This is a genomic window from Pseudomonas grandcourensis (genome assembly GCF_039909015.1).
Taxonomy (GTDB): domain Bacteria; phylum Pseudomonadota; class Gammaproteobacteria; order Pseudomonadales; family Pseudomonadaceae; genus Aquipseudomonas; species Aquipseudomonas grandcourensis.
Map to the genome: position 1 here is coordinate 819,102 of NZ_CP150919.1, position 14,150 is coordinate 833,251.

Genomic DNA, 14,150 nt, shown 5'->3' on the forward strand with positions numbered 1-14,150 from the left:
AGGTCAGTAATCGGCAAACAACATCTCCCGGCTTTCCCCCATCAACAGGCCCTGATTCTGCTCAGTCACCTGGCGGATGTAATCCCACAACAGCGTAATCCGCTTGAGCTTGCGCAGGTCTTCGCGGCAGTACATCCAGAATTGTCGGGTGATATTGATTTCCTGCGGCAACACCGGCAGCAGGCGCGGGTCCTGGGTGGCGAGGAAGCACGGGAGGATCGCCAGCGAGCGTCCTTGCTGCGCGGCCACGAACTGTGCGATCACGCTGGTGCTGCGCAGGTTGGCGCTGGCGCCGGGCAATACGTTGGCCAGGTACAGCAGCTCCGAGCTGAACGCGAGGTCGTCGACGTAACTGATAAATGAATGCTTGGCTAAATCGGCTGGTTTGCGGATCGGCGGGTGGTTGTCCAGATAATCCTGGGTCGCGTACAGCTGCAACCGGTAGTCGCACAGTTTGCAGCAGACGTACGGGCCGTGCTCCGGGCGCTCCAGGGCGATGACGATGTCGGCCTCGCGCTTGGACAGGCTGATGAAGTGCGGCAGCGGCAGGATGTCCACCGAAATGGCCGGATAGGTGTCGACGAAGTGGCTCAGCTGCGGTGTGATGAAAAAGCTTCCGAAACCTTCGGTGCAGCCCATGCGCACGTGACCGGACAGCGCCACGCCGGACCCGGAAACCTGCTCGCACGCCATGTGCAGGGTACTTTCGATCGACTCGGCATACCCCATCAACCGCTGGCCTTCGGCGGTCAGGACAAAGCCGTTGGTCCGGGATTTTTCGAACAGCAATGTGCCCAACGCCGTTTCCAGGGAACTGATGCGTCGCGACACCGTGGTGTAGTCCACCGCCAGGCGCTTGGCCGCGATGCTGGCCTTGCGGGTGCGGGCGACTTCAAGGAAAAACTTGAGGTCATCCCAGTTCAACGAGCCGAGGGAGGTGATGTTTTTTTGCATGTTGGACCGGTTTTTATGTGCGTTCTTATTAGAAGTTTGCACATCTATACTCCAAAAACAGTCCGACAACCAATTCGCGGCACACGCCTCATCTCAAGGCGACTTTCTCGCCTTGGCTCCCAAGATAAAAACAAAGATCTGGAGACCCACATGAACGCATCGCTCACGCCCAACGAAACCACCGTGCAAAAGGTCAAGCTGTTGATCGACGGCGAGTGGGTCGAATCCAAGACCACCGAATGGCACGACATCATCAACCCGGCGACCCAGCAAGTACTCGCCAAAGTGCCGTTTGCCACCGCCGAAGAAGTCGACGCGGCCATCAGCGCAGCCCATCGCGCCTTCCAGACCTGGAAGCTGACGCCCATCGGCGCGCGGATGCGCATCATGCTCAAGCTTCAGGCGCTGATTCGCGAACACTCCAAGCGCATCGCCGCGGTCCTCAGTGCAGAGCAGGGCAAGACCATCGCCGACGCTGAAGGCGACATTTTCCGTGGCCTGGAAGTGGTCGAGCACGCCTGCTCCATCGGCAGCCTGCAAATGGGCGAGTTCGCTGAAAACGTCGCCGGTGGCGTCGACACCTACACCCTGCGCCAGCCAATCGGCGTGTGCGCCGGCATTACCCCGTTCAACTTCCCGGCGATGATTCCACTGTGGATGTTCCCGATGGCCATCGCCTGCGGCAACACCTTCGTGCTCAAACCGTCCGAACAGGACCCGATGTCGACCATGCTCCTGGTGGAGCTGGCGATCGAGGCGGGCATTCCGGCCGGCGTGCTCAACGTCGTGCATGGCGGCAAGGACGTGGTGGACGGGCTCTGCACCCACAAGGACATCAAGGCGGTTTCCTTCGTCGGTTCGACTGCGGTCGGCACGCACGTTTACGACCTGGCCGGTAAACACGGCAAGCGCGTGCAATCGATGATGGGCGCCAAGAACCACGCCGTGGTGCTGCCGGACGCCAATCGCGAACAAGCGCTAAATGCGCTGGTGGGTGCCGGTTTCGGTGCTGCCGGTCAACGTTGCATGGCCACCTCGGTGGTGGTGCTGGTGGGCGCGGCCAAGCAGTGGCTGCCGGATCTCAAGGCGCTGGCGCAGAAGCTCAAGGTCAATGCCGGCAGCGAGCCGGGCACCGATGTCGGCCCGGTGATCTCGAAAAAGGCCAAGGCGCGGATTCTCGATCTGATCGAGAGCGGCATCAAGGAAGGCGCGAAACTGGAACTGGACGGTCGCGAGATCACGGTTCCCGGTTACGAGAAGGGCAACTTTGTCGGCCCGACCCTGTTCTCCGGCGTGACCACCGACATGCAGATCTACACCCAGGAAATCTTCGGCCCGGTGCTGGTGGTGCTGGAAGTCAATACGCTCGACGAGGCCATCGCCCTGGTCAACGCCAACCCGTTCGGCAACGGTACAGGCCTGTTCACCCAGAGCGGCGCGGCGGCACGCAAATTCCAGAACGAAATCGACGTCGGCCAGGTCGGCATCAACATCCCGATTCCGGTGCCGGTGCCGTTCTTCAGTTTCACCGGTTCGCGCGGTTCCAAACTCGGCGACCTCGGCCCGTACGGCAAGCAAGTGGTGCAGTTCTACACTCAGACCAAGACCGTCACCAGTCGCTGGTTCGATGACGACAGCGTCAACGACGGTGTGAACACCACCATCAACTTGCGATAAGGAGCCGGACATGAAAATCGCTTTTATCGGTCTGGGCAACATGGGCGCGCCGATGGCGCGCAACCTGATCAAGGCCGGCCATGCTCTGCGCCTGGTGGACCTGAACAAAGCTGTGCTGGCGGAGCTGGAACAACTGGGCGGCAGTATCAGCCCAACGGCCCGCGAAGCTTCAGAAGGCGCCGAACTGGTCATCACCATGCTGCCTGCCGCGGTACATGTACGCAGTGTGTGGCTGGGTGAAGACGGTGTGCTTGCCGGTATTGGCAAAGGCGTACCGGCCGTGGATTGCAGCACCATCGATCCGCAGACCGCACGGGACGTAGCCGCCGCCGCTGCCAAACAGGGCGTGGCCATGGCCGATGCGCCTGTATCTGGCGGTACCGGTGGTGCAGCCGCCGGGACGCTGACCTTCATGGTCGGCGCCACGCCTGAACTGTTCGCCACCCTGCAACCGGTACTGGCGCAAATGGGCCGCAACATCGTCCATTGTGGTGAGGTCGGCACCGGGCAAATCGCTAAAATCTGCAACAACCTGCTGCTGGGGATCTCCATGGTCGGCGTCAGCGAAGCCATGGCGCTTGGCGATGCATTGGGCATCGACACCAAGGTGCTGGCGGGCATCATCAACAGTTCCACCGGGCGTTGCTGGAGCTCGGAGATGTACAACCCGTGGCCGGGCATCGTTGAAACAGCACCGGCGTCGCGCGGTTACACCGGTGGTTTCGGTGCCGAACTGATGCTCAAGGATCTGGGACTGGCCACTGAAGCGGCGCGTCAAGCGCATCAGCCAGTGGTACTCGGCGCGGTGGCCCAGCAGTTGTATCAGGCGATGAGTTTGCGTGGGGAGGGTGGTCAGGACTTCTCGGCGATCATCAATGGTTATCGCAAGCCGCAGTAGAAGGGCGGTGGAAAACCTGTGGGAGCGAGCTTGCTCGCGATGAGGTCGTTACAGTCGACATTGATGGTGATTGACCCACCGCAATCGCGAGCAAGCTCGCTCCCACAGGGTACGGCGTTTACCTAAAGACTTTTGACCGGGAGATCACGTCGGGTGATCCCCCGGTTTTTTTGTATCAGGCAAACACGAAATATTTGCGCACGGTTTCCACCACTTCCCAGGTGCCTTTCATCCCAGGCTCAACGACGAAAATGTCGCCGGCGCGCAGGTGGATCGGTGCCATGCCTTCCGGGGTGATGATGCAGTAGCCTTCCTGGAAGTGGCAGTACTCCCACTTCACGTATTCCACGTACCACTTGCCCGGCGTGCAGATCCAGGTGCCCATGATCTTGCTGCCGTCTTCGCTGGTGTAGGCATTGAGGTTGACGGTGTGCGGGTCGCCTTCGAGTTTTTCCCATTTGCAGGCGTCGAGCACGGGCAGCGGGTGGGTGTCGCGAAGAACGGTAATCGGTGCGGTCATGATGACTCCGGGCAGTGGGCTCAAGAACTGAAGTCGCACCCTATAGCGCCTGTCCAACCATCAGTTGTCTGTGCTCGACACTGAGCTGTCCAGAAACGCACGGCCCTCAAAGACGGTTCAGCGGGCAATCGAGCCTGGATTGTTCGAGGCTGTTCTCGAACTCGACCAATTGCGAGTGCTGTTGCGACAGCACCGTTATCCGCTCGGCGATTTCCTGTTTTTTGCTGGCGATGACCTGATGCGCCCGTTCCCATGGCAACTGCGGGCCCTGATGTCCGGCGAAGATCGACTGCAATTCCTTGAGTCTGAACCCCAGCTGCTGGGCACATTTGATGAACATCAGCAGGTCGACGCTGTGCTGGTCATAGATGCGGTAATTGCCCTGGCGGCGAGCGGCAGGCAGCAGGCCAATCGACTCGTAGTGACGGATGCTTTTGACAGTGGTTCCGGAACGTTGCGCGGCTTGGCCGATGTACATGGGAAGGTCCTTTTCTCCGAGGATAAAGCTCGGCGCATTATCGACCGACTCAAGCGCTGGCGATAGCTTCGGCTTGGCGTAACCAGGCCGCATGCCGGTCCGCGCTGGCGCCGAGAATTGGCCCGAAGGTGAGGGTCTGGGTTGGCTTGATGCCACAGAATTCCAGCGTGGTTTTGCGGACCTGATGCAAACCGGGCATGCGGTAGATCCAGCGGTAGTACCAGGGCGGTGTGTCCATGGTCACCAACAGGTGGGCGGTTCGGCCGCGCAGAAGTTTGTCGGGGAAGGCTTTGCCCTGGCGATACTTGAAGGCAAAACCCGGCAAGAACACCCGATCGAAAAAGCCCTTGAGCAAGGCCGGTACGCCACCCCACCAGATCGGATAAACCAGCGTCAGTTGTTCGGCCCACAGGATATCGGCCTGGGCGTTGCGCAAGTCGGCTTCCAGCGGCTGGACCTGTTGATAGCCTTCACGCAGCACCGGGTCAAAATCCATGCTGCCCAGAAACAACTGCCGCACTTCATGCCCGGCGCGCACTGCCGACAATGTGTAGCGCTCGGCAAGGGCGGCGCAGAAGCTGTTGCCGGACGGATGCCCGAGGATCACCAGTATTCGTTTGCCCATTATCGCTGTCCTTGAAGATCAAACCTCAAGGATAAAGTCTGCCCCTCAGGGGAGAGTCAAGGCGTGCAGCAGGGCCTTGGCATAACCGGGTAATGCGGCGAAGTCCCGGGCACAGAGCAACAGTTTGCGTTGGCCCCAGGGTTCTTGCAGGGCGAGGCTTTTGAAGGACAGTCCGCCTGACCCGCGTTCGACTGCGGCCAGCGGTACGATTGCCAGTCCCGCCCCGCGGGCGACCATGCGCATCACGCCATCGAAGCCATCGGCACGGATGCGAATCTGCATGCGCAGGCCAGCGTGCAGTGCCTGCTCTTCCAGGTACACCGCCAAGGCGCTGCTGGCATTCAGGCTGACGTAGTCGTGATGCAGCGTGTCGGTGAAGGTCACTGAGGTCGCCTGTGCCAAGGGATGTTCGCTGGGCATGATCAGCACCAGCGGATCATCGCGGAACGCTCGGGTTTGCAGGTCCTCGGTGTCCACCGCGTCGGACACGATGCCGAGGTCCGCCGCCCCCTGGCGCAGTGCGTGAGTGATGCGGGTGCTGGGCAGTTCCTGCAGGTCGATGTCGAGGTTGGGATGGCTGTGCAGGAAATCCGCGAGCAACTCTGGCAGGTACTCGGTGATTGCCGTGGTGTTGCACAGCAGCCGCACCTGGCCTTTGACGCCCTGGGCGTATTCGGCCAGTTCCTGTTGCAGGCGTTCGGCCTGTTGCAGCAGGATCCGGGCGTGTCGGGCCAGGGCATTGCCTGCGGCTGTGGGCGTGACGCCCCGACGACCCCGTTCGAGAAACCCGGTGCCCAGCGACGCCTCCATGGCGCGAATTCGCGCGCTGGCCGCCGCGAGGGACAGATGACTGCGTGCGGCGCCGGCGGTGATGTTGCCGGTGTCGAGGATGTTCAGGTACAGGCGCAGGTCGGTCAGGTCGAAGTGCATTACTACAACCCCAAGTTGTGTGTTGTCTGGAAGGGCGCCATCGCGATTATTCAGCCTCTTGTGTGGAGAGAGGCTGCCTCAGTATATGGCAGATTTTCAATCAACCCCCGCGGGCTCACCATGGCCCCATGAACACACTCTCGGCGTTTTATCAGAATCTCGGATTGGCCCTTTCGCTGCTGGTTATCGGCACCTTTGTGCTGGCCGGCTTGATCAAGGGCGTGATCGGCCTCGGCCTGCCGACCGTTGCCATGGGCCTGCTCGGTCTGGCTATGGCGCCGACACAGGCTGCGGCGCTGCTGATCATTCCGGCGACCCTGACCAACGTCTGGCAACTGGCATTCGGCGGGCATCTGTCGGGGCTGGTCAAACGGTTGTGGCCGATGTTGCTGGCGATTTTCATCGGTACCGGGGCAGGCACACTGTGGATCGGCATGAGCGGTGGCCATTGGGTGGTGCGAGGGTTGGGGGCGGCATTGTTGCTGTATGCGCTGAGCGGTTTGTTCCTGCCGACTGTGCGCTTGGGGCGGCGCAGCGAACGCTGGCTCGGTCCATTGTGCGGCGTGCTGACCGGCGTCATCACTTCGGCCACCGGCGTGTTCGTGATTCCGGCGGTGCCCTATCTGCAAGCGCTGGGATTGAGCAAGGACGAACTGGTGCAGGCGCTGGGCCTGTCGTTCACCGTCTCGACCCTGGCCCTGGCCGGTGGCTTGTTATGGCGTGGCGCGCTCGGCGGGGGCGAGTTGAGCGCATCGCTGCTGGCGCTGATCCCGGCAATGCTTGGCATGTGGCTGGGGCAATCGCTGCGCCAGCGGATCAGCGCCCTGTGGTTCAAGCGCGTGTTCTTCGTTGGCCTGGGTGTGCTCGGCGGCCATTTGCTGATCAGCGGCTAGCGGACGACGGGCTGATCATCTCGATGGCACGGATCTCGAAGTCCCGTTCCAGGTATTCATCACGCTGCGCGAGAAACTGCTTCATGTGCGGCAGGTTCGAGTGCACGTCGAGGTGGGTCTGGGATTGCCAGATCTCGTAGAAGATGAACAGGGTCGGGTCCTGTTTGTCGCGCAACATATGGTATTCGATGCAACCGGGTTCGGCTCGGCTCGCTTGCACGTAGCCGCTGAAAAACGCTTCGAAGGCGTCGGATTTTTCCGTGCGGGTCTTGGCGTGCAGGATGAATCCCTGGATTTCACTCATCTACATCTCTCCTCAAGTCAGAATTGGCGCCAGTCTAAGGCAACAATCGCCTGTTGATTCGTGCGTGTAGGTCAAATGAATTTTGCCAAATAGACGCTTACTCCGCGCGAGGTCGATCGGTACTCTGCCGCCATCCGATTCCCGACCTTCCCGAGACCTCCCATGAAAAAAGTCCTGTTACTCAATGGCGGCAAAAAATTTGCGCACTCCGACGGCCGCTACAACGCCACCCTGCATGAAACCGCGTTGAGCGTGCTGGATCGCGGCGGTATGGATGTGAAAACCACGTTCATCGACGAGGGCTACGACATCGCCGAAGAAGTGGCCAAGTTCCTCTGGGCCGACGTGATCATCTACCAGATGCCCGGCTGGTGGATGGGCGCGCCGTGGACCGTGAAAAAGTACATCGATGAAGTCTTCACCGAAGGCCATGGCAGCCTCTATGCCAGCGACGGTCGCACCCGTTCGGACGCGTCGCAGAAGTACGGCAGCGGCGGTCTGGTTCACGGCAAGCAGTACATGCTGTCGCTGACCTGGAACGCCCCGCAGCAAGCCTTCGACGACCCGACCGATTTCTTCGAAGCCAAAGGTGTGGACGCGGTGTACTTCCCGTTCCACAAGGCCAATGAGTTCCTGGGCATGACCGGTTTGCCGACGTTCCTTTGCGTGGACGTGATGAAGCGTCCGAACATCGAAGGTGATGTGGCGCGTTATGAGCAGCATTTGGCTGAGGTGTTTGGCTTCAAGGCATGACGCTCGGCTACTATCCGATGCAACGGCCAAGAAGATCGCAGCCTTCGGCAGCTCCTACGGGTGTACACAAAACTCTGTAGGAGCTGCCGCAGGCTGCGATCTTGGCGATTCTTGCCGCGCCGATTCGCAAACGAGGACACACGTGAAAGCCAGATCCGATGAATTGCAGGTTTTCGTCTGCGTGATTGAATGCGGGTCGATTTCCGCGGCGGCCGAGCAGGTCGGGCAGACGCCTTCGGCGGTCAGTCGTACGCTGTCGCGGCTGGAGGCCAAGCTCGACACCACCTTGATCAATCGCACCACGCGTCGCATGGACCTGACCGAAGAGGGCAAGTACTTCTTCGAACACGCCAAGCGCATTCTCGATCAGATGGACGAGCTCGAAGAGCGCCTGACCTCACGCCAGCAAACGCCGTCCGGGCGGCTGCGGATCAACGCGGCGTCACCTTTCATGCTGCACGCCATCGTGCCCTACATCGATGAGTTCCGCCGGCTTTACCCCGACATCCAGCTCGAACTCAACAGCAACGATTTGATCATCGACCTGCTGGAGCAGAGCACCGACATCGCCATCCGCATCGGCACCCTGAGCGACTCGACGCTGCATGCCCGCTCCCTGGGTTGCAGCCCGCTGCACATCGTCGCCAGCCCTGCGTACCTGGAAAAGCACGGCACACCGCAAGCCGTGGCTGACCTCGCCCACCATACGCTGCTGGGGTTCACCCAGAACGAAGGCCTCAACCAATGGCCGCTGCGTTATGTGCATGGCGATCGCTGGCCGATCCAGGCGTCAATCAGTGCTTCCAGTGGCGAGACGATCCGCCACCTCGCACTGGACGGCCAGGGCATCGCCAGCCTGTCGCATTTCATGACCATCGAGGACATTCGTGCCGGACGCTTGAAAGTGTTGCTGGCCGAGTTCAACAGCGGTTATCGCCAGCCGATCAACGCGGTGTACTACCGCAACTCGCAACTGGCCCTGCGGATTCAATGCTTCCTGGACTTTATCCAGGGCAAGCTGGCCGATTATGCGAGCGCGGATTTCAAGGGCTGATTCGTGATTCCTGCGCAAAAGTGAATTGGGCCGGGAGGGATTTTTCCTCAGGGATCGCTACCGGATACTCCTTGCATCACTTATCCACGCAGGGAGTTGCTCCATGATCGTATTCGTTACCGGTGCCGCCGGTTTTATCGGCGGTTCCATCGCCACGGGCCTGGTCCAGGCCGGCCACAACGTCACCGGCCTGGTGCGCAGCGCCGAACAAGCGGACGAACTGCGCGCACTGGGCATCACCCCGGTGATCGGCACCCTCGACGACTCCGCCCTGTTGGCCGATCAGGCGCTTGCTGCGGATGCTGTGATCAACGCCGCCAGCAGCGATCATCGTGGCGCGGTGGAAGCCTTGCTCGATGCCTTGCGCGGTTCCGGCAAAGTGTTCCTGCACACCAGCGGTTCGAGCATCGTCGGTGATGCCTCGGGCGGTAAATCCAGCGATATCATCTACTTTGAAGACAACCTGCCGAAACCGACAGTCGACAAGGCTGCGCGCGTGGCCATCGACAACCTGATCCTGGCGGCGGCCATGGACGGAGTGAACTCGGCAGTGATCTGCAACACGTTGATCTACGGCCACAGCCTGGGCGTGAGTCGTGACAGCGTGCAGTTGCCACGCCTGCTCAAGCAGGCGCGCAAAAGTGGTGTGGTACGCCATGTCGGCACGGGCCAGAACATCTGGTCCAATGTGCACATCGAGGACGTGGTGGCGCTGTACCTGCTGGCGCTGACTGAGAACGTACCTGGCACCTTCTACTTCGTCGAAAGCGGTGAAGCGTCGTTCATCGACATGACCACCGCCATGGCCCAGGCGCTTAACCTGGGCGAGCCGCAGGACTGGGCGCTCAAGGACGCGGAAGCCGAGTGGGGCTATGAAATGGCCAACTATGGTTTGGGTTCCAACAGTCGGGTGCGCGGTCAACGTGCCCGTGAGTTGCTGGGCTGGGAGCCAAAGCGTACGTCGGTAGTCGGGTGGATTCGCGACGAGATGGTGTGAGTTCGCTTTAAACCGAGTTGCGGCTATCGCGAGCAAGCTCGCTCCCACATTTGATCTCCATAGGGCGCGGATTTTGTGTTCGACACAGATTCCTTGTGGGAGCGAGCTTGCTCGCGATGGCGTTTGCGCAGGCACAACAACTGGTCGGTCTGACTGCATTTCCGTAACATCCGCACACTCATTTTCGTCTCTCCCTGTGTGCGATCCCCCATGAAAGCAAAACGTCTACGCGCCGATGTCCTGGCCGGGCTTACCACTTCCTTCGCCCTGTTGCCCGAGTGCATCGCTTTCGCGCTGGTGGCCCATCTCAATCCGCTGATGGGGCTCTATGGCGCGTTCATCATCTGCACCCTGACCGCACTGTTCGGCGGGCGACCGGGCATGGTGTCCGGCGCGGCCGGGTCGATGGCCGTGGTGATCGTCGCGCTGGTGGTGCAGCACGGCGTTCAGTACCTGTTGGCCACGGTGTTGCTGGGCGGTTTGATCATGATGGCGTTCGGGCTGCTCAAGCTCGGCAAACTGGTGCGCATGGTGCCGCACCCGGTGATGCTCGGTTTCGTCAACGGCCTGGCGATCATCATTGCCCTGGCGCAGATGGAGCACTTCAAAAGTGGTGAAGCCTGGTTGAGCGGTACGCCGCTGTACATGATGATCGGGCTGGTCGCGGTGACCATGACGGTTGTCTACGTGCTGCCGCGCCTGACCCGTACGGTGCCGCCGGCGCTGGTGGCGATTCTCGGCGTGGGACTGGCGGTGTATCTGCTGGGCCTGCCGACCCGCACCCTGGGCGACATGGCGCACATTGCCGGTGGCTTGCCGACGCTGGCGCTGCCGGACATTGCGTGGAACCTCGACACCCTGCGCATCATCGCGCCCTACGCGATCCTGATGGCTATGGTCGGCTTGCTGGAAACCCTGCTGACCCTGAACCTCACCGACGAAATCACCGAGAGCCGTGGCTACCCGGATCGCGAGTGCGTGGCCCTGGGGGCGGCGAATGTGGTGTCCGGTGCGTTCGGCGGCATGGGCGGTTGCGCGATGATCGGCCAGACCGTGATCAACCTCAGTTCCGGTGGGCGCGGGCGTTTGTCCGGGGTGGTGGCGGGGGTGTCGATCCTGTTGTTCATTCTGTTTCTGTCACCGCTGATCGAACGCATTCCGCTGGCCGCGCTGGTGGGGGTGATGTTCGTGGTGTCGCAACAGACTTTCGCCTGGGCCTCGTTGCGGGTGCTGAACAAGGTGCCGTTGAACGACGTGTTGGTGATCATCGCAGTGACCGTGGTTACCGTTTTCACCGACCTGGCAACGGCGGTGCTCTGCGGGATCATCATCGCGGCGCTGAACTTTGCCTGGCAGCAGGCCCGGCAGCTATACGCCGACAGCCACCTGGAGAACGACGGCAGCAAGCTGTACCGGGTGCATGGCACGCTGTTCTTCGCCTCGACCACACCCTTCCTCAATCAGTTCGATCCGGCCAATGACCCGGCGCAAGTGACACTTGATTGCCAGCACCTGAGTTTTGTCGACTACTCGGCCATCGCCGCGCTGGGCACTTTGCGCGAGCGCTATAACAAGGCCGGCAAGCACTTGCGGGTGCTGCATTTGTCCGAGCGCTGCAAGAAATTGCTCAAGCGCGCCCGGATGCAGCACGACTGAAATCAAACAGGCGGGCGCGATGAAAATCCGCCTGCTTGATTTTCATTATTTGCGACAACTCATACCTCTGCGCGACACCCCTTACCTCTGTACGAAAATTACTTTCACCTCGTTTGAAAATCATCTGCCGAAATGTTTTAAGAGTTTCACAAATATTTCGACGTGACCCTCTCGAGGAGTACCGCATGACCCTGTCCTTCGGCTATTGGCTGCTGGTGTATGCCGCTGTTGCCATCATCGCTCTGATCGTTCTGATCGCCCGTTACCGGCTCAACCCGTTCATTGTCATCACCCTGATATCCATCGGCCTGGCGCTGGTGGCGGGCATGCCGCCGTCGGGCGTGGTGGGGGCGTACGAGGCTGGGGTCGGCAAGACCCTGGGGCACATCGCGCTGGTGGTGGCGCTGGGCACCATGCTCGGCAAGATGATGGCCGAGTCCGGCGGCGCCGAGCAGGTGGCGCGGACCTTGATCGACCGTTTCGGCGAGAAGAACGCGCACTGGGCGATGGTCTGCATCGCGTTTCTGGTGGGGCTGCCGCTGTTCTTCGAAGTCGGTTTCGTGTTGCTGGTGCCGATTGCCTTTACCGTGGCGCGGCGCGTGGGCGTCTCGATCCTGATGGTCGGTTTGCCGATGGTCGCCGGGCTTTCGGTGGTGCATGCGCTGGTGCCGCCGCACCCGGCGGCGATGCTGGCAGTGCAGGTGTATCAGGCGTCGGTGGGGCAGACCTTGATGTACGCGATCCTGATCGGCATTCCGACCGCGATCATCGCCGGTCCCCTGTACGCCAAATTCATTGTGCCGCGCATTCAGTTGCCGGCGGAAAACCCGCTGGAACGCCAGTTCCTTGAGCGTGAACCACGCGACAGCCTGCCGGGGTTTGGCATCACCATGGCGACCATCCTGTTGCCGGTGGTGCTGATGCTGATCGGCGGCTGGGCCAACCTGATTTCCACGCCGGGCACAGGTTTCAACCAGTTCCTGCTGTTCATCGGCAACTCGGTGATCGCGCTGTTGCTGGCCACATTGTTGAGTTTCTGGACCCTCGGCCTGGCCCAGGGTTTCAACCGCGAATCGATCCTCAAGTTCACCAACGAATGCCTGGCGCCGACCGCGAGCATCACGTTGCTGGTGGGCGCCGGTGGTGGTTTGAACCGGATTCTGGTGGACGCCGGCGTCACCGACCAGATCGTCGGCCTGGCCCACGAATTTCATTTGTCGCCGTTGTTGATGGGCTGGCTGTTCGCCGCGCTGATGCGCATCGCCACCGGTTCTGCCACTGTGGCCATGACCACCGCTTCAGGCGTGGTCGCGCCAGTGGCCATTGGTCTGGGTTATCCCCATCCGGAGCTGCTGGTGCTGGCGACTGGCGCCGGGTCGGTTATCTTTTCCCACGTAAACGACGGCGGTTTCTGGTTGATCAAGGAATACTTCAACATGACCGTTACCCAAACCTTCAAGACCTGGACCGTGCTCGAGACGTTGATCTCGGTCATTGCCTTCGGCCTGACCGTTGGCCTTTCTTACCTGATTTAGCCGGAGCCACTTGCATGGACATCCTCTACCAGATCCGCGCCCGTCAGGACTCCTTCAGTGCCGGTGAAGGACGTATCGCCCGCCTGATGCTCGACGACGTAGGATTTGCCGCCTCCGCCAGCCTCGATGAGCTGGCGCTGCGGGCGGAGGTCAGTAGCGCCACGCTGTCGCGCTTCGCCCGCACGGTCGGCTGTAAGGACCTGCGTGACTTGCGCCTGCAACTGGCCCAGGCCAGCGGCGTCGGCAGCCGCTTTCTCGACCCGGCGGGCACGCCCGAGCAGTCGGCGTTCTACGGGCAGATCGTGGGCGACATCGAGTCGACCTTGCGCCAGCACCTGGCAGCGTTCGATGAGTCGCGTTTCGCCGATGCGGTGAAGCTGCTGGGCAAGGCGCGGATGATTCATGCTTTCGGCATGGGCGGCTGCTCGACCCTGTGCAGCGATGAACTGCAAGTGCGCCTGGTGCGCCTCGGCTATCCGATCGCGGTGTGCCACGATGCGGTGATGATGCGCGTCACCGCCGCCAGCCTCAGCGCCGAACAGGTGGTGATTGTCTGCTCGCTGACCGGGATCACCCCGGAGCTGATCGAAACGGTGGAACTGGCGCGCAACTATGGCGCGCGCATTCTGGCCATCACCCGTGCCGATTCGCCGCTGGCGCAACTGGCCGACATCGTCCTGCCCCTGCAAAGCGCCGAAACCTCGTTCATCTACAAACCCACGGCAGCGCGCTACGGCATGCTGCTGGCCATCGACGTGCTCGCCACCGAGCTGGCCCTGGCCAATCCTGAAGACAATCAAGAACGTCTGCGGCGGATCAAACTCGCCCTCGACGAATACCGCGGCGGCGACGATCACTTGCCGCTGGGAGACTGAC

The 14,150-nt window shown here is 61.2% G+C and carries 15 protein-coding genes; 9 read left to right on the forward strand and 6 right to left on the reverse strand.

Annotation, left to right across the window (positions count from 1 at the left end):
- Nucleotides 1-3 precede the first annotated feature (3 nt).
- Nucleotides 4-954, reverse strand: a complete 951-nt coding sequence (locus AABM52_RS03510; RefSeq protein ID WP_347910446.1) for a LysR family transcriptional regulator — start codon at nucleotides 952-954, stop codon at nucleotides 4-6.
- Between the two features lie 150 nt (nucleotides 955-1,104).
- Between AABM52_RS03510 and AABM52_RS03515 the strand changes: the two genes are divergently transcribed.
- Complete coding sequence (locus AABM52_RS03515; protein WP_108219830.1) at nucleotides 1,105-2,631, forward strand: CoA-acylating methylmalonate-semialdehyde dehydrogenase; 1,527 nt, start codon at nucleotides 1,105-1,107, stop codon at nucleotides 2,629-2,631.
- A gap of 10 nt (nucleotides 2,632-2,641) precedes the next feature.
- Entirely contained in the window at nucleotides 2,642-3,529 is an 888-nt protein-coding gene (gene mmsB, locus AABM52_RS03520) for a 3-hydroxyisobutyrate dehydrogenase (protein ID WP_056728126.1), read from the forward strand.
- A 175-nt stretch (nucleotides 3,530-3,704) separates the two neighbouring features.
- Here the strand turns inward: mmsB and AABM52_RS03525 are convergent, their stop codons facing one another.
- The 4 genes from AABM52_RS03525 to AABM52_RS03540 all read right to left on the reverse strand — a co-directional run bounded on the left by AABM52_RS03525 (nucleotide 3,705) and on the right by AABM52_RS03540 (nucleotide 6,082).
- Nucleotides 3,705-4,049, reverse strand: a complete 345-nt coding sequence (locus AABM52_RS03525; RefSeq protein ID WP_046038617.1) for a cupin domain-containing protein — start codon at nucleotides 4,047-4,049, stop codon at nucleotides 3,705-3,707.
- Nucleotides 4,050-4,155: 106 nt separating this feature from the next.
- Nucleotides 4,156-4,527, reverse strand: coding sequence for a MerR family transcriptional regulator (locus tag AABM52_RS03530; RefSeq protein WP_347910448.1), 372 nt, complete (start codon nucleotides 4,525-4,527; stop codon nucleotides 4,156-4,158).
- A 49-nt stretch (nucleotides 4,528-4,576) separates the two neighbouring features.
- Nucleotides 4,577-5,155 carry an NAD(P)H-dependent oxidoreductase gene (locus AABM52_RS03535; RefSeq protein ID WP_347912580.1) on the reverse strand — a complete coding sequence of 193 codons (579 nt, stop codon included), beginning with the start codon at nucleotides 5,153-5,155 and terminating at the stop codon, nucleotides 4,577-4,579.
- Nucleotides 5,156-5,197: 42 nt separating this feature from the next.
- Complete coding sequence (locus tag AABM52_RS03540; RefSeq protein WP_347910449.1) at nucleotides 5,198-6,082, reverse strand: LysR substrate-binding domain-containing protein; 885 nt, start codon at nucleotides 6,080-6,082, stop codon at nucleotides 5,198-5,200.
- Between the two features lie 128 nt (nucleotides 6,083-6,210).
- Between AABM52_RS03540 and AABM52_RS03545 the strand changes: the two genes are divergently transcribed.
- On the forward strand, nucleotides 6,211-6,975 hold the full coding sequence (locus tag AABM52_RS03545) for a sulfite exporter TauE/SafE family protein (protein WP_347910451.1): 765 nt from the start codon (nucleotides 6,211-6,213) through the stop codon (nucleotides 6,973-6,975).
- Here the strand turns inward: AABM52_RS03545 and AABM52_RS03550 are convergent.
- Complete coding sequence (locus AABM52_RS03550) at nucleotides 6,965-7,279, reverse strand: putative quinol monooxygenase (protein WP_347910453.1); 315 nt, start codon at nucleotides 7,277-7,279, stop codon at nucleotides 6,965-6,967. The genes AABM52_RS03545 and AABM52_RS03550 overlap by 11 nt on opposite strands.
- A gap of 162 nt (nucleotides 7,280-7,441) precedes the next feature.
- Between AABM52_RS03550 and AABM52_RS03555 the strand changes: the two genes are divergently transcribed.
- The 6 genes from AABM52_RS03555 (at nucleotide 7,442) to AABM52_RS03580 (ending at nucleotide 14,149) form a co-directional block, all read left to right on the forward strand.
- Nucleotides 7,442-8,032, forward strand: coding sequence for an NAD(P)H-dependent oxidoreductase (locus tag AABM52_RS03555; RefSeq protein WP_347910455.1), 591 nt, complete (start codon nucleotides 7,442-7,444; stop codon nucleotides 8,030-8,032).
- Nucleotides 8,033-8,174: 142 nt separating this feature from the next.
- Nucleotides 8,175-9,086 (forward strand): LysR family transcriptional regulator, encoded by a 912-nt coding sequence (locus AABM52_RS03560; protein WP_347910456.1) that lies wholly within the window; start codon nucleotides 8,175-8,177, stop codon nucleotides 9,084-9,086.
- A gap of 103 nt (nucleotides 9,087-9,189) precedes the next feature.
- Nucleotides 9,190-10,083: an NAD-dependent epimerase/dehydratase family protein gene (locus AABM52_RS03565; RefSeq protein WP_347910457.1), complete on the forward strand. Its 894-nt coding sequence runs from the start codon at nucleotides 9,190-9,192 to the stop codon at nucleotides 10,081-10,083.
- Nucleotides 10,084-10,293: 210 nt separating this feature from the next.
- The gene (locus AABM52_RS03570) at nucleotides 10,294-11,739 is read left to right on the forward strand and encodes a SulP family inorganic anion transporter (RefSeq protein WP_347910459.1); all 1,446 of its coding nucleotides are present in this window, start codon (nucleotides 10,294-10,296) and stop codon (nucleotides 11,737-11,739) included.
- A 185-nt stretch (nucleotides 11,740-11,924) separates the two neighbouring features.
- Nucleotides 11,925-13,274: a GntP family permease gene (locus AABM52_RS03575; RefSeq protein ID WP_046038629.1), complete on the forward strand. Its 1,350-nt coding sequence runs from the start codon at nucleotides 11,925-11,927 to the stop codon at nucleotides 13,272-13,274.
- A 14-nt stretch (nucleotides 13,275-13,288) separates the two neighbouring features.
- Complete coding sequence (locus AABM52_RS03580; protein WP_150728367.1) at nucleotides 13,289-14,149, forward strand: MurR/RpiR family transcriptional regulator; 861 nt, start codon at nucleotides 13,289-13,291, stop codon at nucleotides 14,147-14,149.
- Nucleotide 14,150 lies beyond the last annotated feature (1 nt).